Origin of the sequence: Sphingomonas sp. LHG3443-2, assembly GCF_049896405.1 — a bacterium.
Taxonomy (GTDB): Bacteria; Pseudomonadota; Alphaproteobacteria; order Sphingomonadales; family Sphingomonadaceae; genus Sphingomicrobium.
Map to the genome: position 1 here is coordinate 574913 of NZ_JAFCUG010000001.1, position 24465 is coordinate 599377.

Annotated in this window: 22 protein-coding genes; 14 read left to right on the forward strand and 8 right to left on the reverse strand. The window is 67.1% G+C overall.

The genetic code is table 11. The features are described from left to right. The first annotated feature begins 24 nt into the window (after window positions 1-24). The 6 genes from ACP69Z_RS02840 (at window position 25) to lysA (ending at window position 8136) form a co-directional block, all read left to right on the forward strand. Window positions 25-2859: a M16 family metallopeptidase gene (locus ACP69Z_RS02840; protein WP_426266036.1), complete on the forward strand. Its 2835-nt coding sequence runs from the start codon at window positions 25-27 to the stop codon at window positions 2857-2859. Window positions 2860-2927: 68 nt separating this feature from the next. Beyond that, window positions 2928-3353: an OsmC family protein gene (locus ACP69Z_RS02845; RefSeq protein ID WP_426266037.1), complete on the forward strand. Its 426-nt coding sequence runs from the start codon at window positions 2928-2930 to the stop codon at window positions 3351-3353. 44 nt (window positions 3354-3397) lie between these two features. After that, window positions 3398-4615 (forward strand): Na+/H+ antiporter NhaA, encoded by a 1218-nt coding sequence (gene nhaA / locus ACP69Z_RS02850; RefSeq protein ID WP_426266038.1) that lies wholly within the window; start codon window positions 3398-3400, stop codon window positions 4613-4615. Beyond that, complete coding sequence (locus ACP69Z_RS02855) at window positions 4582-5880, forward strand: hypothetical protein (RefSeq protein WP_426266039.1); 1299 nt, start codon at window positions 4582-4584, stop codon at window positions 5878-5880. Before nhaA ends, ACP69Z_RS02855 begins: the two co-directional genes overlap by 34 nt. Continuing rightward, on the forward strand, window positions 5880-6863 hold the full coding sequence (locus tag ACP69Z_RS02860) for a histone deacetylase family protein (RefSeq protein ID WP_426266040.1): 984 nt from the start codon (window positions 5880-5882) through the stop codon (window positions 6861-6863). The genes ACP69Z_RS02855 and ACP69Z_RS02860 overlap by 1 nt, the downstream gene beginning before the upstream one ends. Before the next feature lie 10 nt (window positions 6864-6873). Further along, the gene (lysA, locus tag ACP69Z_RS02865) at window positions 6874-8136 is read left to right on the forward strand and encodes a diaminopimelate decarboxylase (RefSeq protein ID WP_426266041.1); all 1263 of its coding nucleotides are present in this window, start codon (window positions 6874-6876) and stop codon (window positions 8134-8136) included. A gap of 6 nt (window positions 8137-8142) precedes the next feature. Here lysA and ACP69Z_RS02870 read toward each other — a convergent pair whose 3' ends face one another. The 4 genes from ACP69Z_RS02870 to sucC all read right to left on the reverse strand — a co-directional run bounded on the left by ACP69Z_RS02870 (window position 8143) and on the right by sucC (window position 12057). Beyond that, window positions 8143-9042, reverse strand: a complete 900-nt coding sequence (locus ACP69Z_RS02870) for a hypothetical protein (RefSeq protein ID WP_426266042.1) — start codon at window positions 9040-9042, stop codon at window positions 8143-8145. Between the two features lie 64 nt (window positions 9043-9106). Further along, window positions 9107-10039 carry an electron transfer flavoprotein subunit alpha/FixB family protein gene (locus ACP69Z_RS02875; RefSeq protein ID WP_426266043.1) on the reverse strand — a complete coding sequence of 311 codons (933 nt, stop codon included), beginning with the start codon at window positions 10037-10039 and terminating at the stop codon, window positions 9107-9109. Next, window positions 10036-10785 carry an electron transfer flavoprotein subunit beta/FixA family protein gene (locus ACP69Z_RS02880; protein ID WP_426266044.1) on the reverse strand — a complete coding sequence of 250 codons (750 nt, stop codon included), beginning with the start codon at window positions 10783-10785 and terminating at the stop codon, window positions 10036-10038. Before ACP69Z_RS02880 ends, ACP69Z_RS02875 begins: the two co-directional genes overlap by 4 nt. A 72-nt stretch (window positions 10786-10857) precedes the next feature. Further along, window positions 10858-12057, reverse strand: coding sequence for an ADP-forming succinate--CoA ligase subunit beta (sucC, locus tag ACP69Z_RS02885; RefSeq protein WP_426266045.1), 1200 nt, complete (start codon window positions 12055-12057; stop codon window positions 10858-10860). 38 nt (window positions 12058-12095) lie between these two features. On the opposite strand from sucC, the gene dinB reads away from it, so the two are divergent. From dinB to ACP69Z_RS02905, 4 genes are all read left to right on the forward strand, one after another. Then, the gene (dinB, locus tag ACP69Z_RS02890; protein WP_426266046.1) at window positions 12096-13208 is read left to right on the forward strand and encodes a DNA polymerase IV; all 1113 of its coding nucleotides are present in this window, start codon (window positions 12096-12098) and stop codon (window positions 13206-13208) included. A gap of 189 nt (window positions 13209-13397) precedes the next feature. Further along, window positions 13398-13934: a CarD family transcriptional regulator gene (locus ACP69Z_RS02895; protein ID WP_426266047.1), complete on the forward strand. Its 537-nt coding sequence runs from the start codon at window positions 13398-13400 to the stop codon at window positions 13932-13934. A 119-nt stretch (window positions 13935-14053) separates the two neighbouring features. Continuing rightward, entirely contained in the window at window positions 14054-14782 is a 729-nt protein-coding gene (locus ACP69Z_RS02900) for a head GIN domain-containing protein (protein WP_426266048.1), read from the forward strand. Between the two features lie 46 nt (window positions 14783-14828). Next, a complete protein-coding gene (locus ACP69Z_RS02905) occupies window positions 14829-15512 on the forward strand; it encodes a GIN domain-containing protein (RefSeq protein ID WP_426266049.1) in 684 nt (227 codons plus the stop codon). Here the strand turns inward: ACP69Z_RS02905 and ACP69Z_RS02910 are convergent. Then, a complete protein-coding gene (locus tag ACP69Z_RS02910; protein WP_426266050.1) occupies window positions 15509-15913 on the reverse strand; it encodes a DUF1489 family protein in 405 nt (134 codons plus the stop codon). The genes ACP69Z_RS02905 and ACP69Z_RS02910 overlap by 4 nt on opposite strands. A gap of 38 nt (window positions 15914-15951) precedes the next feature. Then, the gene (gene mgtE / locus ACP69Z_RS02915; RefSeq protein WP_426266051.1) at window positions 15952-17376 is read right to left on the reverse strand and encodes a magnesium transporter; all 1425 of its coding nucleotides are present in this window, start codon (window positions 17374-17376) and stop codon (window positions 15952-15954) included. A 137-nt stretch (window positions 17377-17513) separates the two neighbouring features. Here mgtE and ACP69Z_RS02920 point away from each other — a divergent pair, with 137 nt between their 5' ends. Then, on the forward strand, window positions 17514-17972 hold the full coding sequence (locus tag ACP69Z_RS02920) for a peptidylprolyl isomerase (protein WP_426266052.1): 459 nt from the start codon (window positions 17514-17516) through the stop codon (window positions 17970-17972). Here ACP69Z_RS02920 and ACP69Z_RS02925 read toward each other — a convergent pair. Continuing rightward, window positions 17969-19219: a DUF418 domain-containing protein gene (locus ACP69Z_RS02925; protein WP_426266053.1), complete on the reverse strand. Its 1251-nt coding sequence runs from the start codon at window positions 19217-19219 to the stop codon at window positions 17969-17971. The genes ACP69Z_RS02920 and ACP69Z_RS02925 overlap by 4 nt on opposite strands. Before the next feature lie 76 nt (window positions 19220-19295). On the opposite strand from ACP69Z_RS02925, the gene ACP69Z_RS02930 reads away from it, so the two are divergent. Then, window positions 19296-20057, forward strand: coding sequence for an SDR family NAD(P)-dependent oxidoreductase (locus tag ACP69Z_RS02930; protein WP_426266054.1), 762 nt, complete (start codon window positions 19296-19298; stop codon window positions 20055-20057). Window positions 20058-20140: 83 nt separating this feature from the next. Continuing rightward, window positions 20141-22444, forward strand: coding sequence for a CDC48 family AAA ATPase (locus tag ACP69Z_RS02935; protein WP_426266055.1), 2304 nt, complete (start codon window positions 20141-20143; stop codon window positions 22442-22444). Here ACP69Z_RS02935 and ACP69Z_RS02940 read toward each other — a convergent pair. After that, window positions 22441-23736 carry an MFS transporter gene (locus ACP69Z_RS02940; protein ID WP_426266056.1) on the reverse strand — a complete coding sequence of 432 codons (1296 nt, stop codon included), beginning with the start codon at window positions 23734-23736 and terminating at the stop codon, window positions 22441-22443. The two genes, ACP69Z_RS02935 and ACP69Z_RS02940, sit on opposite strands and share 4 nt — an antisense overlap. A gap of 98 nt (window positions 23737-23834) precedes the next feature. Here ACP69Z_RS02940 and ACP69Z_RS02945 point away from each other — a divergent pair, with 98 nt between their 5' ends. After that, window positions 23835-24464 (forward strand): class I SAM-dependent methyltransferase, encoded by a 630-nt coding sequence (locus ACP69Z_RS02945; RefSeq protein ID WP_426266057.1) that lies wholly within the window; start codon window positions 23835-23837, stop codon window positions 24462-24464. Window position 24465 lies beyond the last annotated feature (1 nt).

Consider the following 24465-nt stretch of genomic DNA (forward strand, 5'->3'; position numbering starts at 1 on the left):
CAACTCAGATCCGGAGACCCGTCCTTGCGTAATCCCAGCCGCCTGCTTGCCGCCCTTCTGCTTGCCGGTACCGCCGTCCACGCTCTTCCCGCCGCAGCGCAGACCGCCACGTCCGTGCCGCAGCTCAACTACACCGAGCGCAAGCTCGCGAATGGCCTGCGGGTCTATGCCCTGCGCGACACGTCGAGCCCGAATGTCTCGGTGCAGGTCTGGTACGACGTCGGCTCCAAGGACGATCCGCGCGGCCGCTCGGGCTTCGCGCACCTGTTCGAGCATCTGATGTTCAAGGCCACCCGCAACATGGTGCCCGAACAGATGGACCGCATGACCGAGGACGTTGGCGGGTTCAACAATGCCAGCACGGCGGACGATTACACCAACTATTACGAGACGGTGCCGGCCAACCATCTCCAGCGCCTGCTGTGGGCGGAAGCCGACCGGATGGGCAGCCTCGTCGTCGACGATTTGAACTTCAAGCCCGAGCGCGATGTGGTGAAGGAAGAACTCCGCACCGGCCTCGCGCGCCCCTACGGGCGGCTGTTCTCGCATTATCTGCCGATGGTGAGCTATCAGCGTCACCCGTACGCGCGGCCGGGCATCGGCAGCATCGAGGAGCTGGACGCGGCGACCATCGACGACGTGCGCGCCTTCCACGCAACCTACTATCGCCCCGACAATGCGGTGCTGGTGGTCAGCGGCAACTTCGACCCCGCCGACCTCAACCGCTGGGTCGATCAATATTTCGCGCCGATCAAGCGCCCGGCCGGCGCAATCCCGCGGGTAACGATGGCCGAACCTGCCCGGACCGCCGCGCGCAGCTACACCGTGACCGAACCCAACACCCCGCTCCCCGCGCTGGTGATGAGCTTCCTCCTGCCGCCGGCCAAGTCGCCGGACATGCCCGCGCTGGAAATGTTGCAGGCGGTGATGGCGAGCGGCGACAGCAGCCGCTTCAACCAGGCGCTGATCCGCACCCGCCTCGCCAGCGACGCCTCGGTCTACATCGACGACAAGCAGGGCACCGGGCTGATGGCGCCTTACGCCATCCTCGCCGGTGGCAAGACCGTGCCCGAGGTCGAAGCGGTGCTCCGCCGTGAGCTGACCCGCCTCGCGACGGAGCCGGTGACGCAAGCCGAGCTGACCGAAGCGCGCAACGAACTGCTGACCAGCGCGCTCAAGGAACGCGAGACGGTCGAGGGCAAGGGCGACCTGCTGGCGACCGGAGTAATCATCGAAGGCGATCCGCGCGCCGCCGACAAGCGCCTTGCCGCACTGGCGCGGGTAACTCCGGCCGACGTGCAACGCGTGGCGAAGAAGTATCTCAACCTGAATAGTGCGGTCACCATCCGCTACCTGCCCGCGGCGAGCGGCGTCACGGCCAGCAGCGGCGACAAGATTGCGCTGGCGTCGAGCGTGGTCACCACCCCCCTCGCCGCGCCCGCCGGGATTACCGTGGTTCAGCCCGCCAGCGAGGCAGAGCGCGTGCGCCCGCCTGAGCCAGCGACTGCGGTCGCTGTGAACGTGCCGCAACCGGTCACGGCCAAGCTTGCCAATGGCCTCACCGTCATCACCGTGCCGCGCACCAACCTGCCGCTGGTCAGCGCAAGCCTGGTGTCGCTCGGCGGCAGCACTGCCGATCCGGAGGGCAAGGCCGGCCTCAATCGCCTGACCGCCAACCTCCTGACCAAGGGCACGGCGACCCGCAGTGCGGACCAGATTGCGGCCGCGGTGGAAGCGCTCGGCGGGCAGCTCGCCGCGGCTGCGGGGAACGAGGGGATGACTCTCGATCTTACCGTTCGCACCCCCAACTTGGCGCCGGCGCTCGGGATCATGGCCGATGTCGCGGCCAACGCCGCCTTTGCGCCCGACGAGGTCGAGCGGGCGAGGGGCCAGGCGGTCGACGACTCGACGCTGGCGCTGCAGAACCCCGGCGCCCTGTCGCGCATCGCCGCCGCGCGCGCCGTGTTCGGCAATGGTGCTTATGGCTCGCCCGCTGGCGGCACGCCGACCACGCTCGCGGCGATCGGCCGCCCTGATGTGGTCGCCGCTGCCGGCCGCTCGCTCCGCCCCGACACCAGCGTCCTGGTGCTGAGCGGCGACATCTCACCCGCGCAGGCCCAGAATCTCGCGGCGCAGGCGTTCGGGTCGTGGCGCGCGGCAACCCCGCTTGCAGCGACGGCCGACCGCCCCGCCGCGGGCGAAGCGCCGCTCAAGGGCAAGGTGATCGTGATCGACATGCCGGGCTCGAGCCAGGCCGCGGTCGCAGTCGCAAAGGAGACGCTGACCCGCGCCGACCCGCGCTATTATCAGGCGATGATCGCCAATGCGGTGCTCGGCGGCGGCTACAGCGCGCGGCTCAATCGCGAGATTCGGATCAAGCGCGGCCTGTCCTACGGTGCGAACAGCGGCCTCTCCGCCGGGCGCAAGGCGGGCGCAGTGGTCGCGGCGGTGCAGACCAAGAACGCTTCGGCGCCCGAGGTGCTTGGCCTGATCCTCGACGAAATGAAGCGGCTGGGCGCGGAGCCGATCCCGGCCGCCGAAATGGGCACCCGGCAGGCGTTCATCACCGGCGGGTTCGGCCGCCAGCTCGAAACGGTGGAAGGCCTCGGCGATATCGTCGCGGGCTATGTCCAGAGCGGCGTCGATCCGGCCGAGATCGGGCGGTACATGACCAGCGTCCGGGCGGTTACGCCGGCCCAGGCCGGAGAAGCGGCCCGCAGCCTGCTGGCACCGGCGGGCACCACCACGGTCATCGTCGGTGATGCCAAGCTGTTCGCGGACGCGCTTGCCAAGCGGTTCGGCGAGGTGACGGTGATTCCCTTGCCGCAGCTGTCGCTCGACAAGCCGGGGCTGCGCTAAGCGCCGGTGCAACCCGCGCGGCGGTGCGGGGTTGGTTAGGCGAGTTTCATCGAAGGACGGAAAAACGCATGATCACCCGCACCGCCACTGCGCGCTACGAAGGCATGGGCAAGACCGGCAAGGGGTGGATCTCCACCCAGTCAGGCGTGCTCCAGGACAGCCGCTACGGCTTCAACACTCGCTTCGAGGGTGAGCCCGGGACCAACCCCGAAGAGCTGATCGCCGCCGCCCACGCCAGCTGTTTCACCATGGCGCTGAGCTTCGCGTTGGCCGGTGCGGGGCACAACGAGGGCAATCTCGAGACCGAGGCCAAGGTGAAGCTCGATCAGGACGGCGCCGGGTTCAAAGTCAGCCGGTCGGATCTCCGCCTCACCGCCAGCGTGCCGGGCATTGAGGAAGCCGAGCTTCGCCGCCTGGCCGAAGAAGCCAAGCAGAATTGCCCCATCTCCAAGCTACTGAACGCCGAAATGACGCTCAACGTGACCGTCAGCTAACGCCACGTTGCGTGAGTTGAAGTAGCTGTGCATGGCTTCGCTTGATGGCGGGGCCTGCACATAATCACGAGCGAACGGCCGGCCTGCTGCTGATGGGCGCGGCGGCCTTGGCGCTGCTGATCGCCAACAGCCCGCTGGCGCATGACTATCATGCGCTGCTCGGCACCTACGTCGGCCCTCTCACGGTTCATTACTGGATCGCCGACGCGCTGATGGCGATCTTCTTCCTGCTCGTCGGGTTGGAAGTGAAGCGCGAATGGTATGACGGGCAGCTCGCGACCAGCGAGGCGCGGCGGTTGCCGATGATCGCCGCCGCGTTCGGGATGGCGGTGCCGGCGCTGGTTTACAAAGCGACCACCGGGTTCGATTCGGCGCTGTCGTCCGGCTGGGCGATCCCCGCCGCCACTGACATCGCCTTTGCGCTAGGCCTGCTGGCCCTGCTCGGGCCCCGCGTTCCGGCCAGCATCAAGGTGCTGCTGGTTGCCATCGCGATCATCGACGACATCGGCGCGGTCGCGATCATCGCGCTGTTCTACACCGCCGATCTCGATGTCACGGCACTGGGGATCAGCGCGCTGCTGGTCGGGGCCATGGCGGGGCTCAACCTGTTCGGGGTGCGGCGGCTGTGGCCATATTTGCTGCTGTTCCCCGCCCTGTGGCTGGCGGTGTTCCAGTCGGGCATCCACGCCACCATCGCCGGGGTGCTTGCCGCCCTCACGATCCCGCTCGGGCGCGGCGAAGCGGTGTCGCCATTGAAGAAGCTCGAACACAAGCTGCATCCGCTGGTGATGTTCGGGATCGTGCCGCTGTTCGGCCTTGCCAGCGCAGGCGTGACGATCGGCGGGCTCGACGAGCTTGCCCAGCCCGTCCCGCTGGCGGTGGCCGCCGGCCTGTTTATCGGCAAGCAGGTGGGCGTGTTCGGTGCGATCTGGGTCGCCGATTTCACGGGGCTTGCCCGCAAGCCCGATGTCTTGCGCTGGACGCACCTCTATGGCGCGGCGCTGCTGTGCGGGGTCGGCTTCACCATGAGCCTGTTCATCGGCGAACTCGCCTTTGCCGACCGCCTGCTGATCGACGAAGCCAAGATTGGCACCCTGCTCGGCTCGGTCCTGTCGGGCATCGCCGGAACGCTGCTGCTTGCGCTGGCCAGGCCGATCGGCTCATCTGAGCGCGATCGTGACGAAGCTGCCGAGATCTTCGGCGAAGATGCGGACGAGGATCCCACCGTATGCAACGACCCCTACGCGCCGCCGTCCCGCTAACCTTCGTAGGCGCCGCCGCGCTGAGCCTCGCCGCCTGCGCCACCGCCCCTGTCGCTCGCGACGGTCTGTCGGCCGCGGCGCGTGATTATGTCGTGCTGCAGCTGGCGATCGGCGACAAGGAAGAAGGTTATATCGATGCCTTCTACGGCGATCCCGCACTCAGGGCCGAGGGCAAGGCACTGGCCGCGAGAAGCGATCTCGCCGCGCTTGCCGCCCGCGTGGTCGCGCTGCAGGGGCGGGTCACCCGCGCCAGCGTCGAGGAGCCGCGCCGCGCCGCTTTCCTCTCCGCCCAACTGACCGCCGCCGCCACCCGCCTGCGGATGCTGCGGGGTGAGAAGCTGCCTTTCACCGAGGAAGCACAAGGCCTGTTCGGCGTCCGCCCGGAGCTGAAGCCGCTTGCCAGCTACGATCCCATCCTCGCCAGGATCGAAGCACTGGTGCCCGGTGACGGCGCGCTGGCCGACCGGGTGGAAGCCTATCAGAACCGCTTCACCATCCCGCGCGACAAGCTCGACACCGTCTTCCGCACCGCCATCGCCGCCTGCCGCGCCGCGTCCACCGAGCATATCGCGCTGCCGCCGAGCGAGCGGTTCGACCTCGCTTTCGTCACCGGCAAGAGCTGGTCGGGCTACAATTATTATCTCGGCGACTACAAAAGCCGGATCGAGGTCAACACCGACCTGCCGATCCGCCTCAGCCGCGCGATCGATCTCGGCTGCCACGAAGGCTATCCCGGTCACCATGTGCTGAACGCGCTGCTGGAGGAGCGGCTGGTCAAGGCCAAGGGCTGGACCGAGTTCAGCGTCTACCCGCTTTATTCGCCGCAGTCGCTCTTGGCGGAGGGCTCGGCCAATTACGGCATCGACCTCGCTTTCCCGGGCGAGCGCAAGGCGCGCTACGAAGCGGCGGTGCTGGCGCCGCTGGCCGCGTTGCAGGCGGGGGAAGTCGGCCGCTACGAACAGCTCGGCAAGCTGATCCAGGACCTCGCGGGCTCCCGCAACACGATCAGCCAGCAACTGCTCGACGGCCAGATCGACGAAGCGCAGGCGGTTCGGCTAACCCAGCGCTACGGCCTCGTCAGCCAAGCGCGGGCAAAGCAGAGCGTCGCTTTCACCAGGCAATATCGCTCCTACGTCATCAACTACACCATCGGCCGCGACATGGTGGCGCGCGATATCGAGCGACTGCCCGACACCAAGGCGCGGTGGGCGCGGATGGAGCAGCTGTTGAGCGAGCCGACGCTGCCGAGCGACCTTCAGCGCTGATGCGTTGCTTTTGGGACGACGCGCAGCGGGCTCACGCGCCGGCCAGCGAATTCTTCAACGGCGCCCTGCACCCCGCGGCGGATGTGGTGGAGCGGGTGGATTCGGTGCTGGCCGCGATCGGGCCGGTCGAGGCACCGCCGCCAAGGAGCGAATCTGAGCTGCTGGCCGCCGCCGGGCGGGCGCACTCGGCCGACTATCTCGACCTCCTCGCCACCGCGCATGGCGAGTGGGTGGCAGCCGGGCGAAGCGGCGACGTCCTGCCTTACGCCTTCCCCGTGCACCGCCGCCCGCGCACGCTCAGCCGCATCGATGCCCGGCTTGGCGCCCATGCCTACGACACCTGCGCGCCGATCATGGGCGGCACCTGGAGCGCGCTTCTGGCGGGGACGGGCGTGCTCCTTGCCGCGCTGGACGTCGCGGTGGCGGGTAGCCATGCCTTTGCGCTGACCCGCCCGCCGGGCCATCATGCCGGGCCCGATTACATGGGCGGCTATTCGTATCTGAACTGGGCCGCCATCGCGGCGCTGGCGAGCGGCAAGCGCACCGCCATCCTCGACCTCGACTATCATCACGGCAACGGCACGCAGGATATTGTCACCGGGCGCGAGGGCATCCGTTTCGCCTCGCTGCACGCCGATCCGGCGACCGACTATCCCTTCTTCTGGGGCAGCGCGGAGGAGAGTGGCGGCAACGTGCTCAACCTGCCCCTGCCCCGCGGGACCGCCTTCGCGGCTTATGACGCGGCGCTTGCCCGCGCCGGCGAGTGGCTGGCGGAGGATGGACCCGAGCTGCTGGTGGTGAGCTTCGGCGCCGATACATACGAGGGTGATCCGATCAGCCACTTCGCCATCCAGACCGGCGATTATGCCCGGCTTGGGGCGCGGGCGGCGGCGCTCGGGGTGCCGACGCTGATCGTCCTCGAAGGTGGTTATGCGGTGGACGCGCTCGGCGACAATGTTGCCGCGTTCCTGTCCGGCTTCTAGGCGGCGAAGCATGGACCATTTCCACCTTCAGGACGGTGCGCTGCATTGCGAAGGCGTGCCGCTGGAAGCCATTGCGGCAGCCGTCGGCACCCCGACCTACGTTTATTCGGCCGCGACGATGGAACGCCACGCCGAAGTGATGCAGGCCGCGGTGGCAGGCGCTGGCGTTGGCGAGCCGCTGGTAGCTTATGCGGTCAAGGCCAACCCCAACGCGCATGTCCTCGCCCGGCTAGGCTGCGCTGGCCTCGGTGCCGACGTCGTCTCCATCGGCGAATATCGCCGCGCCCGCGCTGCCGGGATCGCGGCGGACAAGATCGTCTTCTCGGGCGTCGGCAAGACTGCCGAGGAGATGGCCGAGGCGCTGGCGGGCGGGCTGCTGCAATTCAATGTCGAGAGCATGGAGGAAGCGCGCACCCTGTCGGCGGTGGCCGACGCGCAGGGCCGCAAGGCGCCGATGGGCTTCCGCATCAACCCCGACGTCAGCGCGGGCACCCACGCCAAGATCACCACTGGCACCGCCGACAACAAGTTCGGGATCGCGGCGGCCGACGCGCTCGGCTTCACGCGGGAAGCGGCGGGTCTGCCCGGCCTCGCGGTTCACGGGGTCACGGTGCACATCGGCAGCCAGCTCACCAGCCTTGAGCCGCTGGAGCAGGCGTTCCGGCGCCTCGGCGAGCTGATCGCTGCCCTGCGCGAGGATGGCCGCGATATCCGCATTGCCGATCTTGGCGGCGGGCTTGGCGTGCCGCACGGACCCGGACAGCCCGAGCCGCCTTCTCCCGAAGCCTATGGGGCGATGGTCAAGCGCGTCACGGCCGACTGGAACACGCGCCTGCTGTTCGAGCCCGGGCGCCTCATCGTCGGCAACGCCGGCGTGCTGCTGACCCGCGTGGTACGGGTGAAGCCCGGCGTTCGCGCGCCGTGGCTGATCGTCGACGCGGGCATGAACGACCTCATGCGCCCCGCCCTCTATGACGCCTATCACCGGATCGAAGCGGTGCGGCCGTCAGGCGTGCAGCAGACGGTCAACGTGGTCGGACCGGTATGCGAGACTGGCGACACCTTCACTATGGGCCGCGAGATGGACCGCGTGGAAGCGGGCGACCTCATCGTCTTCCGCACCGCAGGTGCCTATGGCGCGACGCTCTCCAGCGGTTACAACAGCCGTCCGCTGGCAGCCGAGGTGCTGGTCGATGTCGACCGCTGGGCGCTGATCCGCCGCCGCATCGATCCGGATTCGCTAGCGGGGGTGGAAGAGGCGGAGTGGCGTTAGAGCAAGCTAGGGGATCCGGAAGTCGATCCGCGTGATCGTGAAGGTCGGCACCTTGGTCCCGTCGGCCAGTTCGGCAGGTTCGAACACCGCCTTTGACAGCCTCGCGCAAACCACTTCCTTGAACCCCTCTCCCGAAAACGGAGTGAGCGGCGTGCAGCGGGCGACCTTGCCGTCGGCTCCCACGATCAGGCGCGCCGCTACGACCGACATGTCGCCGCTTCTGATCGCTTCAGTGGGATAATCATTGTCACTGAACAGCGAGGCGAGATTGCGGGTGGCCTTGGCGCCGAGCACGATCTTGTCCTGTACCGCCGGATCGAGGCCCCAGCCCGCCATCTGCTCGCGATTGCACTGGCGCACCATCTCCATGACCTTGCCAAGCGACCCGGTCTGAAGCACCACCACCCGCTCGCGCGGTTCGGTCACCTGCACCGCCGTGACGCTTGCAGCCATGCGCTTCTCGACCTCGCGATCGGCAATTTGCCGCGCTCTCTGACGCGCGCGGTCGACGACCTCCTTCGGATCCTCTTCGCTCTCCGGAAGAAGGCTGACGCCGCTCCAGTAGATGGCGGTCTGCTTGCCCTTGGTCGTGGCGCTGATCTTGCCACCGTCGAAGCTTCGACCGGTACCGGGGAGGAAGCTCACCTTGCCGGTGCCCTGCGTCGACTTGGACGTCAGCGCCCCGCCGAACACCATCATGGTCATGCCGCTGTCGGGGCCGAGGCTTTCGAGCACCATGTTGGTCGGGTTGGCCGGGTCACCGAAGGAGCGGAACAGCTGGCAGCTATTCTCCGAATAGTGGAGGTTCCACGGCTTCACCGGGGCAAGCACCAGCGGTTCGCGGGCGCTGGCGGCGGACGCGAAGGCCAGGGCGGCGGCAGAGCACAGGGAGAGAAACAGACGCACAGGGCAGACACCTCGCCAATCCGAAGACGGGCGAGGCTATCGCAATGCCGGCGTCATGCAAGCGTCAGAGCTTCTCGGTCAGCTCCGGCACCAGCTTGAACAGATCGCCGACCAGGCCGACGTCCGCAATCTGGAAGATCGGGGCTTCCTCGTCCTTGTTGATGGCGACGATGACCTTGCTGTCCTTCATGCCGGCAAGGTGCTGGATCGCGCCCGAGATGCCGACCGCGACATAGAGTTCCGGCGCGACGATCTTGCCGGTTTGGCCGACCTGATAGTCGTTGGGTGCATAACCTGCGTCGACCGCCGCGCGGCTGGCGCCGACCGCCGCGCCGAGCTTGTCGGCGAGCGGGTCGATCAGGGCGTGGAACTGCTCGCTCGAACCCAGCGCACGGCCGCCCGAGACGATGATCTTGGCACTGGTCAGCTCCGGCCGCTCGGACTCGCTCGCTTCCATCGACACGAAGCTGGACACCGCGTTCGACACGCCGGCGTCGACCGTCTCGACCTCGGCATTGCCGCTGCCACGCTCGGCCTTGGTGAAGGCGGTGCCGCGCACGGTGATCACCTTCTTGGCGTCCTTGGACCGTACGGTGGCGATCGCGTTGCCGGCGTAGATCGGGCGCTGGAACGTGTCCGGACCCTCGACCGCGATGATGTCGCTGATCTGCATGACATCGAGCATCGCCGCGACCCGCGGCGCGATGTTGCGGCCGGTGGTGGTCGAGGAGGCGAGCAGCACGTCGTGGCTGTCCATCAGCTTCGCAACCAGCGGCGCGACGCTTTCGGCCAATTCATGATCGAGTGCAGCGTCGGCCGCGACATGAACCTTGCCGACGCCGGCGATGGTCTTGGCGTCTTCCGCCGCCGCTGCGGCGTCCGAGCCGATCAGCAGCAGATGCGCTTCGCCGCCGAGCTTGGCCGCGGCGCCGAGGGTGGCGAGGGTCGAGTCCTTGACCTTGCCGTTGGCGTGCTCGCCGAGAACGAGGATCTTCATGCGACAACTCCCAGGGACTTGAGCTTGGTGACCAGTTCATCGACGCTGCCGACCTTGGCGCCGCCCTGGCGCTTGGCAGGTTCCTCGACCTTCAGGGTTTCGAGACGCGGCGAGACATCCACGCCGAAGTCGGCCGGCGTCTTGGTCGCCATCGGCTTCGACTTTGCCTTCATGATATTGGGCAGAGAAGGATAGCGCGGATCGTTGAGGCGAAGGTCGGTGGTGACGATCGCCGGCAGCTTGATCGCCACCGTCTCGAGACCGCCGTCGACCTCGCGGGTGACGTTGGCGGTGTCGCCGCTGATCTCGACCTTCGAGGCGAACGTACCCTGGCCGTAGCCGGTCAGCGCGCCGAGCATCTGGCCGACCTGCGAGCTATCGTCGTCGATCGCCTGCTTGCCGACCAGGATCACCTGCGGCTGCTCTTCCTCGACGATCTTGGCGAGGATCTTGGCGACGCCGAGCGGTTCGACCTCGTCGTCGGTCTGGACCAGGATGCCGCGGTCAGCGCCCATCGCGAGCGCGGTGCGGATGGTTTCCTGCGCCTTTTGCGGGCCCACGGACACCACCACGATCTCGGTCGCGCCGGCCTTGTCCTTGAGGCGGATGGCCTCCTCGACGGCGATTTCGTCGAAGGGGTTCATGCTCATCTTGACGTTGGCAAGATCGACGCCGGTGCCGTCCATCTTCACCCGGGGCTTCACGTTATAATCGATCACGCGCTTGACCGCGACGAGTACCTTCATTCCGTTTCCTCCGTCATCCCGGCTGCGGCCGGGATCTCAGGTGAGATGAACCTTTCCAAGCTGGCCTGTGGTTCAGGCCGCCTTTCTCACTTCCGCGACGATCTTGGCCGCCGCATCGCCAAGATCGTTGGCGGCGACGATCGGCAGGCCCGAATTGGCGAGGATGTCCTTGCCCTGCTGGACGTTGGTGCCTTCGAGACGGACCACCAATGGCACCTTGAGGTCGACTTCGCGCGCGGCGGCGACGATGCCGTCGGCGATGATGTCGCACTTCATGATGCCGCCGAAGATGTTGACCAGGATGCCCTTCACCGCCGGGTCGGCGAGGATGATCTTGAACGCCGCGGTGACCTTTTCCTTGTTGGCGCCGCCGCCGACGTCGAGGAAGTTGGCCGGGAAGGCGCCGTTCAGCTTGATGATGTCCATCGTCGCCATGGCAAGGCCCGCGCCGTTCACCATGCAGCCGATGTCGCCGTCGAGCTTGATGTAGGCGAGGTCGTATTTGGACGCCTCGACTTCCATCGGGTCTTCTTCGGTGAGGTCACGCAGCTCGGCAATGTCCTTGTGGCGGAACATGGCATTGCCGTCGAAGCCGACCTTGGCGTCGAGCACCATCAGCTTGCCATCGTCGGTGATCGCGAGCGGATTGATCTCGATCTGCTCCGCATCGCTGCCGATGAAGGCGGCATAGAGGCCGGCGAGCACCTTGGTCGCCTGTTTGGCGAGATCGCCGGTGAGGCCGAGCGCCGCTGCGACCGCACGCCCGTGATGCGGCATCAGGCCGGTAGCGGGGTCGATGGTGATGGTGTGGATCTTCTCGGGGGAGTCGTGGGCGACGTCCTCGATGTTCATCCCGCCTTCGGTCGAGGCGACCACCGCGATCCGGCCGGTCTCACGGTCGACCAGCAGCGCGAGGTAGAATTCCTTGGCGATGTCGACGCCGTCGGTGATGTACAGGCGCTGCACTTCCTTGCCGGCGTCCCCGGTCTGGATCGTGACCAGCGTCTTGCCGAGCATTTCTTCGGCGTGGGCGCGGACTTCCTCGATGCTCTTGGCCAGGCGGACGCCGCCCTTGGCGTCGGGGCCGAGCTCGGTGAACTTGCCCTTGCCGCGGCCACCCGCGTGGATCTGCGCCTTGACCACCCACAACGGTCCGGGGAGCTTGCCGGCGGCTTCCACCGCTTCCTCGACGCTCATCGCGGCATGTCCGGCAGGCACCGGCACGCCGTACTTCGCGAGCAATTCCTTGGCCTGATATTCGTGGATGTTCATGGATCTTCCCGTGTGAAGCGGTTTGCGGGCCCTAAAGCATGACTCTGCCGCCAAGCCAAGGTAGGGAACGGGGCGTGAACGCGCCGCCAGCCCGGAAGATCATCCACATCGACATGGACGCCTTCTTCGCGAGCGTCGAGCAGCGCGACGATCCGAGCCTCAGGGGCAAGCCGGTGGCGGTCGGCGGCGGGCATCGCGGGGTGGTCGCGGCGGCAAGCTACGAAGCACGGGTGTTCGGGGTGCGGTCGGCCATGCCCAGCGTGACGGCCAAGCGGCGCTGTCCCGACCTCATGTTCGTGAAACCGCGATTCGAAGCGTATCGCGAGGTCAGCCACCAGATCCGTGCCATCTTCGCCGACTATACCGACGCCATCGAGCCCTTAAGCCTCGACGAAGCCTATCTCGACGTCAGCGAGGATCGCCACAATCTCGGCTCGGCAAAGGCCATCGCCGAAGCGATCCGCGCCCGGATCAAGGCCGAGACCAGGCTCACCGCGTCGGCTGGCGTCTCCTACTGCAAGTTCGTCGCCAAGCTCGCCAGCGACCAGAACAAGCCGGATGGCCTGTGTGTCATCCGCCCGGAACAGGCCCAGCGCTACATCGCGTCGCTGCCGGTCGGGCGCTTCCACGGCATCGGGCCCAAGACGGCGGAGCGGCTCGAAAAGCTCGGCATTCACACCGGCGCCGACCTCCAGTCGCTGACCCTGGAGGAATTGACCGGCCGCTTCGGAAGCTCTGGCGAATGGTATTGGCGGATCTGCCGCGGAATCGACGAGCGGCCGGTGCGGAGCAGCCGGATCGCCAAATCGGTCAGTGCCGAGCGGACCTTCAACGAGGATTACCGGACACCGGAAGACCTCCACCGCGAACTGGACCGGGTGGCGGGCCTCGCCTGGGAGCGGATCGCGCGCAGCCAGGCGGCAGGCCGAACCGTCACCCTGAAGGTAAAGTTCTCCGATTTCCGGCTGATCAGCCGCGCCCACTCCTTCGTCGATCCCGTCGGCGATCCGACGACCTTCACCGCTGCCGGCCACCACCTGCTTGACGCACTGCTTCCGGTGCCGCTTGGCGTGCGCCTGCTCGGCCTCGGCCTGTCCAACCTGGTCGAACGAAACGGTGCACAGCCCAAGCAACTGGGGCTGGCGATCTAGGCAACTTTGTGTTATATACTTGTGACACCGGGGCCGTACGCATGATCAATGCGCTGCGGCCTCGTTCGCAACCACCCTCTCGGCGGTCGCCGATCTGAAAGACCGTCATCAGAGATGCCAATGCTACGGGGCGACTTGGGGGCGCCATCACCGTTCGGCCGACGCATCTCGTATCTGGAAAGGTGAAGAATGGCAGCGAAGGCCCTTAGCTTCGACGTTGGCGATTATGTGGTTTACCCCAAGCACGGCGTTGGACGCGTCGTCGAACTGCAAAGCACCGAAATTGCCGGTACCAGCCTCCAGCTGTACGTGCTTCGTTTCGAAAAAGAGAAGATGACCCTCCGCGTGCCCGTCAACAAGGCGGACTCGGTCGGGATGCGCAAGCTGTCGAGCGACAAGACCATGGTCGCCGCGCTCGAAATCCTGAAGGGCAAGCCCAAGGTCAAACGCACCATGTGGTCGCGCCGTGCGCAGGAATATGAAGCCAAGATCAACTCGGGCGACCTGTCGTCGATCGCCGAGGTGACCCGCGACCTGTTCCGCCCGGACGATGCGCCCGAGCAGAGCTATTCGGAACGGCAGATCTTCGAAGCCGCCGCCTCGCGCCTGGCGCGCGAACTCGGCGCCATGGAGCAGACCGACGAAAAGGCGGCGCTCGCCAAGATCCACCAGATACTGAACGAAGCCGCCGTGATCCATCACAAGACCAAGGAAGACGCCGAATAAGCGGCTCCTTCCAAGGCAAAAACAAAGAGGCGCTGCCCCACCGGGCGGCGCCTTTTTTGTTGCTTGCGGAGCCCGACGTGCTGGTGTATTGCTTGCACAACACAGCAGGGGATTGTCACATGCGCCAGCAGCTTCTTCTCGCCACCGCCGCCCTTTCGGCCCTGGCCTTGCCCGCCTGCTCGGTCGGACGCGCCGAATCGGCCGGGCCGTCGGTCAGCCGCAACTACGACGTCGGCGCTTTCACCGGGCTTGAAGTCGCAGGCCCGTTCGACGTCAAGGTCGCGACCGGCAAGGCGGTGTCCGTCTCCGCCACCGGCCCGCAGAAGCTGCTCGACGAGACAGAAGTCGTGGTCAAGGACGGCAAGCTGACCATCGGCCCGAAGAAAAAGAACTGGTTCGGCGGCATGAGCTGGGGCTCGAGGGAGCCCTCCACCTTTACCATCACCGTGCCTTCGCTTGAGCAGGCCGCGGTCCGGGGTTCGGGCGACATCGATGTCGATCGGGTCACCGGGCACCAGTTCAAGGGCTCGATCGCGGGCTCGGGCAATCTCCGCCTGGCGGCCGTCGCGGTGCAGGAACTCGGTCTGTCGATTGCCGGATCGGGCGAAATCACGGCTGCCGGCCAGGCGCAGCGCGCCAGCTATACCATTGCTGGTTCGGGCGACCTCGACGCGTCGGGGGTCAGGACCGTCGACGCAGCGGCCTCGATCGCCGGCAGCGGCGACATCAAGGCGCAGGCGACGGGGACTGCCCAGGCCAAGATTTCCGGCTCGGGCGATATTGCCGTCACTGGCGGCGCGCGCTGCCAGACGTCCAAGAACGGCAGCGGCAACATTCGCTGTTCGTGAGCGGCGCCTTGAAGGTCCGTTAACCAAAAGCGGCGAGGATCGGATCATGACCCGTTTCCTCGCCCTTTTGCTGCTCGCCATTGCGGCGACCCCGTCGCATGCTGCGGAGCGCCGCTTCTCCATCCAGAGTTTCGACCGCATCCGGATGGAGGCGCCGTTCGACATCACGCTGTCGACCAACAAATCGCCCACCGCCAAGGCCGAAGGGGCGGTCGCATCGCTCGATACGGTAGATCTGAAGGTCGAGGGCCGCACCCTGATCGTACGTCAGCGGAGCGGCTGGAATGGGGAAGGCAAAGGCAGTCCCATTCGGCTCACCATCGGCACGCCGGAGCTGAACGCCGCCACCCTGATCGGCAGTGGGCGACTGCAAATCGATCGCATGCGGGGTCTTTCCGTCAGTCTTGCGCTGGCTGGGCCCGGACTGCTCAAGGTCGCCGACCTGCGCGCCGACCGCCTCAACCTCGTCGCTGGGGGAAGCGGCAGCGTCGTGCTGGCGGGTGCGGTCAAGGCCGGCAACGTCTCCAGCGAAGGCTCGGTCGTACTCGATGCCGCCGGGCTCGCAGCCGAGGAACTCGTGCTGGTCGCCACCGGCAGCAGCGAACTGCGCGCAACCGCCCGACGCAACGTCACCGTCACCGCCAGCGGCGCTTCCACCGTGACTCTTCAGGGGCCGGTCGCCTGCATCCAGAAGATCACCGGCGCGGCGACCGTCAGCGGCTGCCGCTAGAGCAACGCCAGCGCCGACAAGCGGCCGTAGAGCGAGGGCGGTAACAAGCTCATCCCGCTGTCGTCATTGTCGCCGGGTTTGGGCGCATCCTCGTGCGTGAGGTAGCGCCAGCCCTGGTGCGCGCGCTTGGGCATGGAGGGGATCGCCTGCAGCCGTTCGCTGCACACGAAATCGATTCGCCCGTCGGGCCGCTCGTCGACCCGCAAGATGCTTGAACAGGCGACCAGCCGGTGCTGAACGATCCAATAGAGCGCGCCGCCGTCGAGGATTTCGGCCAGCCGCTTGGGCCGCATCCGGGTCACCACCCGCACCTCGCCCTCGCTCGCGCGGGTGGCGAAACGCTTTTCCAGCGATTCCAGGGTGCGGCAGCCAACGGCCACCTTGGTCAGGTGTAACGGCACGAGCGATTATGTAGCAAATCGAATGGCTTGCGCCAAGGTCAACCGGTTAGGCCAACCGCCGTCGCCAGCCCTAGGAACAGCAGGAAACCCATCGAGTCGGTCACCATGGTGACAAAGATGGAGCTCGCCACCGCCGGATCAGCACCCCACCGCTCCAGCGTCAGCGGGACCAGGACGCCTGCGAAGCCCGCGATCAGCACGTTGAACAGCATCGCCGCCGCGATCACCGCGCCGAGCTGGCCCGAGCCGAGGATCAGCGTCACCGCGATCCCGACCAGGCTCGCCACAGTCAGGCCATTCATCAGGGCCACCCGCATCTCGCGCCCCACCGCCCGCCAGCGGTTGGAGCCGGTCAGCTGATTGGTGGCGAGCGCCCGAACCGTCACCGCCAGCGTCTGCGTCCCCGCATTGCCACCGACGCCGGCGACGATCGGCATCAGCGCGGCCAGGATCGCGAGCCGCTCGATCGAGCCTTCGAAGGCACGGATGATGGTGGAAGCGAGCAGCGCGGTCAGCAGGTTGGCGATCAGCCAGCGCACCCGCGCCTTGTAGCTGTCGAGCACGGGCTCGTTGATGTCGCCCTCGCCCGCGCCGGAGAGGAGCAGCACGTCCTCGCTCGCTTCGGCCTGGATAATGTGCACGATGTCGTCGACGGTGATCATGCCGACCAGTCGCCCGCTCGAATCGATCACCGCAGCGGACACCAGCGCATATTTCTGGAAGCGCAGCGCCACGTCTTCCTGGTCCATGTCGACCGGGATCAGCGTCTGCTCCAGCGCCATGATGTCGGCGACACTCGTCGCACGGGGCGAGCGGAGGATGACCGACAGCTTGCAGGTGCCGACCGGATGGTGACTGGGCGAGACGACGAACACTTCCCAGAAGTCGTTCGCCAGCTCCGCGTCCGAGCGAAGATAGTCGATCACCTGACCGACGTTCCAATGCTCCGGCACCGCGATCAGGTCCCGCTGCATCAGGCGCCCGGCGGTCTCCTCGCCGTAGGTGAGCGCTTCCTCGATCGCGGCGCGGTCATCGGGCTCCATCGCCCGGAGGACGGCGCGCTGGTCGTCTTCCTCGAGATCCTCGATAATCGCGACCGCATCGTCGGTGTCGAGCTCGCCGGCGAGCTCGGCCACCCGCTCCGGCGCCATCTCGCTGACCAGGATTTCGCGGACGTGCTCGTTCAGCTCGGCCAGCACCTCGGCATCGACCAGCTCGGCGAGCGCGGCGACCAGCCCTTCCCGCTCGTCGGCGCGGGCAAGTTCGATGAGATCGGCGACGTCGGCGGGGTGAAGCGGCTCGACCAGCGCACGGGCGGTCTCGGCATCGCCGTCGTGGACGGCGTCGAGCACCTTTTCGACGAAGTCGGGGCGGAGCCGGTCCTCGGCGTCCATCACCTCGCCATCGGGCTCGTCGGCAGCGACGGTCAGCAGATCGGCGTCAAGCGGTTCGCGCTCGCTCATGCTGTCCTCCCGCCCTGCCTGATGTTGCTTGGGCAAGGCTCCTGTCACGGCTGGCCCGACTTGTCACCCCTCGGGCTGGCGCTGACGGGCCCCACCCCCTAAATGCGCGCCAACCCTTTCAACCGGAGAGTATCCACATGGCCGACGCGCCCCAGACCCTTACCCTTACCCTTTCGAGCGGCGGCGATGTCGTGATCAAGCTCCGTCCCGACCTCGCGCCGGGCCATGTCGAACGGATCGCCAAGCTCGCCGGCGAAGGTTTCTATGACGGCGTCAAATTCCACCGCGTGATCCCCGGCTTCATGGCGCAGGGCGGCGACCCGACCGGCACCGGCATGGGCGGCAGCGAGCTTCCCGACCTCAAGGCCGAGTTCAACGCCGAGCCGCATGTTCGCGGCACCTGCTCGATGGCGCGCACCAACCAGCCCAACACCGCCAACAGCCAGTTCTTTATCTGCTTCGACGACGCGCGCTTCCTCGACAAGCAGTACACGGTGTGGGGCAATGTCGAGAGCGGCATGGAGCATGTCGATGCGCTCCCCGTCGGCGAGCCGCCGCGCACGCCCGGCACCATCGTCAAGGCGACCGTCGCCTAAGCGGCCGCCACTCCTCCGCGCCGGGCCAGCCGCATCGGTTGTGCCCGGCCATAGGTCGCGCTTCGCCACAGCCATTCGCACGGGCCGAAGCGGAAGCGGCAGAGCCACCAGGCACTGAACGCCACCTGCAAGGCGAAGATGGCGGCGGTGAACGGGAACACGAACACCAGCCCGAAGCGGCCGACCAGCCCCAAGCCCCAGCCGTAGAAGATCAGGCTCTGCAGCACTGTCTGAGCGAGATAATTAGTGAGCGCCATCCGCCCGGCCGGCGCCGACCAGCCTGCCCAGCGGCTTCGCCCGGCCCGCCACAAAAGTGCGAACGCCGCCGCATAGCCAAGCGCGAGGAGCGGGGTGCCAAGGCAATAGAGCGCTTCCTCAGCGAACGCCCACACCGGCCGGTCTTGGCCCAACATGCCGGCAAGCGCCTTTGCGAGGCTGAGCGGCAATCCAAGGCCGATGCCCCAGCGCGCAACCCGGCGTAGCAAGGGCCCGGCTGCATCCAGTCCTGCCGGAAGCAGGCGGCGACCGACCCACAGGCCGGTCAGGAACATGCCCAGCACCTTGGCCGGGCGAAGCTGATAGGTGAGATCGCCGAGCCGGAACCACACTTCGGACGGGTGCGTCGCAAGCCGCGCTACAAAGCCGGTCGTCCGATAGTAAGCATTGGGGCCGACATTGAGGTCGATTCCCGCCGCGACCAGTCCCTGCACGCCAAGGCCGTAGAGCGGCTGGGCAAGGTTGATGCCGCCGAAGTGGATCAGCGCGCTCCACCCAATCGGCAGGAGCCATAACGAAATGGCCCAGCGTAGCAGCGTCCGATCCGCAGCCCCGCGGAACAGCAGCAGCACCGCCCCCATCACGGCATAAAGCGCAAGGATGTCGCCGAGCCACATGAGGTAAAGGTGGGCCAGGCCGAACAGCAGCAACACGCCGAGCCGCCGAAGGTAGCGCCCCGCGCCCTCCCCGCGCTGCTGAAGCCGTTGGAGCTGCAGCGCGAAGCCAATTCCGAACAGGAGCGAGAAGAGCGAGTAGAACTTGCCCACCACCAGCCATTCGATCAGCAGCTCGGAGATATCGTCGAGCCCACTGCCAAGCGCCGCGCTGCGTTGCTCGGGCGTCGACAGGCCGAAGCCGATGAACATAACCATGTTGGCCATCAGCACACCGGCCAGCGCCCAGCCGCGCAAGGCATCGAGGATGTGGTGGCGCTCGGACGTTTCGGTCGGCGCCATCGGCTTCGCGTTCATCGACTTGGGCCCCCTTGTCGTTTAGCGAACGCCAATGTCTCACAGCCGACCGCCGAGCACCAGAGGAGCCGCCGCCTTGACGTCACCCATCGTTCTCATCACCGGCGCCTCGGCCGGGCTTGGCGTGCACTTCGCCCGCCAGCTTTCGGCCACCGGCGCCCGGCTGGTGCTGGTCGCTCGCCGCAAGGAGCGGATCGAGGCCCTCGCCGCCGAGCTCGGCCATGCGCGGGCGGTCGCGCTTGACCTGTCAGAAGCGGGCGCTGCGGACCGCCTGTTGAAGGACGTCGCGTCGCACGGGGAGCATGTCGATTGCCTGATCAACAATGCCGGCTTCGGCCTGCGCGGGCGGGTTGCAGGCCAGGAGGCGGCGCGCCTGCGGCAGATGATCGACCTCAATTGCGGGGTCCTGACTGAGCTTGCCCGCGGCGTGCTGCCCGCGATGATCGAGCGAGGCCGCGGCGGCATCCTCAACGTCGCCTCCACCGCCGCCTTTCAGCCTGGGCCCGGCATGGCGGTCTATTTCGCGACCAAGGCGTTTGTGCTGAGCTTCACCGAAGCACTGCACGAGGAAGTGCGTCACAGCGGCGTCCACGTGACGGCGCTTTGCCCGGGCCCCACCAACACCGAGTTCGCTGCCGTTGCGGGGTTCAAGCCCAGCCTGCAAGAGACGTTCAAGACGCTCAGCGAACAGCCCGGTCCGGTGGTGGCGGCGGGCCTTGAGGGTCTGGCCGCCAACAAGGCGATCGTCATTCCAGGCACGATGAACAAGCTCGGCGCGCAAGGATCGCGCTTCCTGCCGCGTGCGGTGATGCGGCGGATGGCGGGCGTGCTGAAATAAGTTCGGCTCTTTTCAACAGCGCCGCCAACGCCACATTGAACCGTGCATGCTCTTCGCCGTTGGGCGGAGCTGAGGAGTGCTGAATGGCCGACGTTGAAACCGATATCCGCCGCCTGCAGGTGGCCAACCTGCCACCCGCCGACAGCGGACGCGGGATCGCCCGTGTGCCCAAGACGATCATGGACCAGCTCGGGCTGACCGACGGAGACGTGATCGAGATCGTCGGCAAACGCGCCACGCCGGCGATTGCGGTTCGGCCTTACGGGGACGACGAGGGGCTCGACATCATCCGGCTCGATGGCCTGCAGCGCGCCAACGCGGGCGTCGGTTCGGGCGACTTCGTCGAGGTGCGCCGCGCCGCGGCAAAGGCGGCGACCCGCGTGGTCTTCGCACCCGCCCAGAACAACGTCCGCCTGCACGGCTCCTCCGAAGCGCTGAAGCGCAGCTTCGCCGGACGTCCGCTCACCGCCGGCGACACGGTTGCGACTGCCGGGCACCAGCGGGTCAATGCCGACATGCCCGATCATGTCCGCCAGCTGCTGAACGCGCCAGCGTTCGCGATGCAGGAGATCCGCCTCGCCGTCGTTTCGACCACCCCGCGAGGGATCGTCCACATCGACGGCAACACGGTGGTCGAGCTGCTGCCCGAATATACCGAGCAGCATGGCGAGCGCCGCGCCGACGTCACTTATGACGACCTTGGCGGCATGCGCGACACGATCGACGCGCTGCGCGAGATGGTGGAGCTGCCGCTGCGCCACCCAGAACTGTTCCAGCGCCTGGGCGTCGATCCGCCCAAGGGTGTTCTGCTGCACGGCCCTCCCGGCACCGGCAAGACCCGGCTGGCGCGTGCCGTCGCCAACGAAAGCGACGCGCAATTCTTCCATATCGCCGGCCCCGAGATCATGGGCTCGGCCTATGGTGAATCCGAAAAGAAGCTGCGCGAGCTGTTCGAGGAAGCGAGCCAGGCTGCCCCTTCCATCATCTTCATTGACGAGATCGATTCGATCGCACCCAAGCGCGACAAGGTATCCGGCGAAGCGGAGAAGCGCCTTGTCGCGCAGTTGCTGACCCTGATGGACGGCCTCGAACCGCGCCAGAACCTCGTCGTCATCGCCGCCACCAACCGACCCGAAGCGATCGACGAAGCGCTCCGTCGTCCAGGCCGCTTCGACCGCGAGATCGTGGTCGGTGTGCCCGACGAGGCCGGTCGGCGCGAGATCCTCGGCATCCACACCCGCGGCATGCCGCTGGAGGATGGCGTCGACCTCGATGGCCTCGCCCGCCGCACCTACGGGTTCGTCGGCGCCGACCTTGCCGCGCTGACCCGCGAGGCGGCGCTCGAAGCCGTGCGCCGGATCATGCCCGAACTGAACCTCGCCGACGACAGCATCCCGACCGAAGTGCTCGACAAGCTGAGTGTCCTCACCACCGATTTCGACAATGCCCTGAAGCGCGTCCAGCCCTCGGCCATGCGCGAAGTGATGGTGCAGGTGCCGAACGTCGGCTGGGACGATGTCGGCGGGCTCGACAAGGCGGCGGCCAAGCTCAAGGAAGGCGTGGAGCTGCCCTTGAAGCATGCCGAAGCCTTCAAACGGCTCGGCATCCGCCCGGCCAAAGGCTTCCTGCTTTATGGCCCTCCCGGCACTGGCAAGACCCTGCTGGCGAAAGCGGCGGCGCGTGAGAGCCAGGCCAATTTCATTGCCATCAAGTCGTCCGACCTCCTCAGCAAATGGTATGGCGAGAGCGAGCAGCAGATCGCCCGCCTGTTCCAGCGCGCCCGGCAGGTCGCCCCGACCGTCATCTTCATCGACGAACTGGACAGCCTGGTCCCCGCACGCGGCGGGGGCATGGGCGAGCCGCAGGTGACCGAGCGGGTGGTGAACACGATCCTCGCCGAGATGGACGGCCTCGAGGAGTTGCAAGGCGTCGTGCTGATCGGCGCCACCAACCGACCGAACCTGATCGACCCCGCCCTGCTGCGGCCGGGTCGGCTCGACGAGCTGGTCTATGTCGGTCCGCCCGACGTCGCCGGTCGCCGCCGGATCCTTGCGATCCATGCCAAGAACATGCCGCTGGCGGCCGACGTCGACCTCGAATCGCTGGCCCGCCGAACCGAGCGGTTCACCGGCGCCGATCTCGAGGATCTGACCCGCCGTGCCGGCCTCACGGCGCTCCGCCGCGACCTTGCCAATGCGGAGGTCAGCATGGCCGATTTCGAAGCCGCGCTGGCCGAAACCCGCGCGTCGGTAACGCCGGAGATGCTGGCCGAATATGAGCGCATCCAGGACACGCTGAAGAGCGATGCGGTGCGTCCGGATCGCGGCGGGATCGGCTTTATTTCGCCCGGCATGCTGACGCCGCGGCCGGGCGGCAAGGAGTTCTAGCGGAGCGAACGACCCCACCAGGCGAGGACCAGCACCACCCCGACGGACAGCCAGAAAGGCAGGTGCTGGTTCACCGCATATAGCAGCATGCCCGCCGCCGGCGCGGCGATATAGCTGATGCCGTTCGCGGAGGTGATCACGCCCGCCACTGCGCCTTGCTCCGACGTCGGAACCGCAAGGCTTGCTCCCGCGGTGAAGCCGGGCCGGGTGAATCCGAAGCCGATCGAGGTGAGGCCGAAGCCCAGGACCAGTCCGTAGAGATCACTCGCAACCGCCGTAACGCCGAGCCCCAGCGCGGCGATCACCGAGCCCCAGACGATCAGCGCGCGCGGGGACAGGCCAAGCTTGGGGATCAGCCCCCATTGCGCCGCCAGCGTGCCGCCGGCGCCCGCCATCATCACGATCGCGATCGGCTGCGCGGCGCTCGCCGCCGGTACTTCCAGCACGTCGATGATGAAGAAGCCGATGCAGGTCAGCGTTGCCGCCTGGGCGTGTCCGGCGATCACGCCGGCAAGGATCCATTGCTTGATTCGACCGTCGCGCCACGACAGCCGCTTCTGGCGATTGGGCGCGGTCGCCGCGCGCACGCTGGCGCCGGTGATCATGGAGGCAAGGCTCGGATAGCTCATCGCCGCGCCGCGACCCTCCAGGCGCTGGCCGCGATCGTCGGGAAGCCAGAGGTAGATGGCGACGGCCACCGCGATGGCAATCAGGGCAAAGGCAAACAGCGGCCCGGGCAGCCCGATGAAGGGCAGCACGAACAGCGGCGCCAACGCCGGGCCGACGATGGTACCAAGCCCGAACGACGAGGACAGCGCCGACAGCTGTGCCGTGCGCGCGGAGCGCCGTGTTCGTGCCGCGAGATAGGCCTGTGTCGCGCTCGGCGTCGCGCAGCCGAGCGCGCCGTAGATGGCCCGGAACAGCCCGAAGAGCAGGAAGGTGAAGGCCGCGCCAGTCCAGCCGTGCAATCCCGCGATCAGCACCAGCCCGCACAACGTCATCGACACGATGAACCCGCCGAGCCCCAGCAGCGTCAGCGCCTTGCGCCCGTGGGTGTCGCTCTTTTCCGCCCAGGTCGGGGCCAGCCACACCCACAGCACCGCGCTCCACGTATAGGCGATGGCGACCCAGAAGTCGGCGATGCCGATGGCGCGGCCGATTGCCGGCATGACCGATTGCAATGCCGTATTGCCCGCCGCCGCGACCAGCATCGCGGCATAGAGCAACAGGAAATGAAGGTTGGTCAGCGCCGATCCGCCGACCTTCTGTCGCTTGGGTGTCGCGCCTTGCATAAGAAGCGCTCCTAGCGGGCTTGCGGAACTTGCCAAGGCGGCAGGCATTTGCTTGTGGCCATTGCCAGCCGTCCGCGGACGCTTTAGCCGGAGCCCCCATGCAAGCCACGTCCGCCCGCGCGCTCAAGGAACGGCGCCGTCATGATCGCCGCCGCCGCGGTGGCTCCGAACGGCTCGCCTTCCTGCGCGGCTTCTTCAAGAATCCGGTGATGGTCGGCTCCGTCATTCCGTCGAGCCGCCGTCTGATCGACAAGATGCTTGGTCCGGTCGATTGGCAGAACACCAAGCTGTTCGTCGAATATGGCCCGGGCGTCGGCACCTTCACCCGCATCATCCTCGATCGCCTGCCGGAAGATGCGCGGCTGGTGACGATCGACACCAACCCCGAATTCACCGCTTTCCTCAAGGAGAGCATCGACGACCCGCGGCTGATCGCGGTGACCGCCAGTGCGGCCGACGTCGAAAAGGTGCTGGAAGAGCGCGGCCTCGGTCACGCCGATTACATTCTGTCGGGCCTCCCCTTCTCGACCCTGCCGCCAGGCGTCGGCGATGCGATCGGCGCCGCTACTGCGCGCGCGATCCGGCCTGGCGGCGCGTTTCTTGTGTATCAGTTCAGCCCCAAGGTGCGCGACTTCATCGCGCCGGTATTCGACCGCCTCGACCGCGGCTTCGAATGGGTGAACGTGCCCCCCGCAACCCTGTTCTGGGCTTGGCGCAACGAGGCCTGAG

Excerpts from the sequence above, each read along its gene's own strand:
- ACP69Z_RS02945 (WP_426266057.1), top strand. The coding sequence starts at position 23,835 with ATGCAAGCCACGTCCGCCCGCGCGCTCAAGGAACGGCGCCGTCATGAT.
- ACP69Z_RS02940 (WP_426266056.1), bottom strand. The coding sequence starts at position 23,736 with ATGCAAGGCGCGACACCCAAGCGACAGAAGGTCGGCGGATCGGCGCTG.
- ACP69Z_RS02855 (WP_426266039.1), top strand. The coding sequence starts at position 4,582 with ATGCAACGACCCCTACGCGCCGCCGTCCCGCTAACCTTCGTAGGCGCC.
- sucC (WP_426266045.1), bottom strand. The coding sequence starts at position 12,057 with ATGAACATCCACGAATATCAGGCCAAGGAATTGCTCGCGAAGTACGGC.
- dinB (WP_426266046.1), top strand. The coding sequence starts at position 12,096 with ATGACTCTGCCGCCAAGCCAAGGTAGGGAACGGGGCGTGAACGCGCCG.
- ACP69Z_RS02905 (WP_426266049.1), top strand. The coding sequence starts at position 14,829 with ATGACCCGTTTCCTCGCCCTTTTGCTGCTCGCCATTGCGGCGACCCCG.
- ACP69Z_RS02900 (WP_426266048.1), top strand. The coding sequence starts at position 14,054 with ATGCGCCAGCAGCTTCTTCTCGCCACCGCCGCCCTTTCGGCCCTGGCC.
- nhaA (WP_426266038.1), top strand. The coding sequence starts at position 3,398 with ATGGCGGGGCCTGCACATAATCACGAGCGAACGGCCGGCCTGCTGCTG.
- ACP69Z_RS02920 (WP_426266052.1), top strand. The coding sequence starts at position 17,514 with ATGGCCGACGCGCCCCAGACCCTTACCCTTACCCTTTCGAGCGGCGGC.
- ACP69Z_RS02925 (WP_426266053.1), bottom strand. The coding sequence starts at position 19,219 with ATGAACGCGAAGCCGATGGCGCCGACCGAAACGTCCGAGCGCCACCAC.
- ACP69Z_RS02895 (WP_426266047.1), top strand. The coding sequence starts at position 13,398 with ATGGCAGCGAAGGCCCTTAGCTTCGACGTTGGCGATTATGTGGTTTAC.
- ACP69Z_RS02880 (WP_426266044.1), bottom strand. The coding sequence starts at position 10,785 with ATGAAGGTACTCGTCGCGGTCAAGCGCGTGATCGATTATAACGTGAAG.
- mgtE (WP_426266051.1), bottom strand. The coding sequence starts at position 17,376 with ATGAGCGAGCGCGAACCGCTTGACGCCGATCTGCTGACCGTCGCTGCC.
- ACP69Z_RS02860 (WP_426266040.1), top strand. The coding sequence starts at position 5,880 with ATGCGTTGCTTTTGGGACGACGCGCAGCGGGCTCACGCGCCGGCCAGC.
- lysA (WP_426266041.1), top strand. The coding sequence starts at position 6,874 with ATGGACCATTTCCACCTTCAGGACGGTGCGCTGCATTGCGAAGGCGTG.
- ACP69Z_RS02935 (WP_426266055.1), top strand. The coding sequence starts at position 20,141 with ATGGCCGACGTTGAAACCGATATCCGCCGCCTGCAGGTGGCCAACCTG.
- ACP69Z_RS02845 (WP_426266037.1), top strand. The coding sequence starts at position 2,928 with ATGATCACCCGCACCGCCACTGCGCGCTACGAAGGCATGGGCAAGACC.
- ACP69Z_RS02875 (WP_426266043.1), bottom strand. The coding sequence starts at position 10,039 with ATGAAGATCCTCGTTCTCGGCGAGCACGCCAACGGCAAGGTCAAGGAC.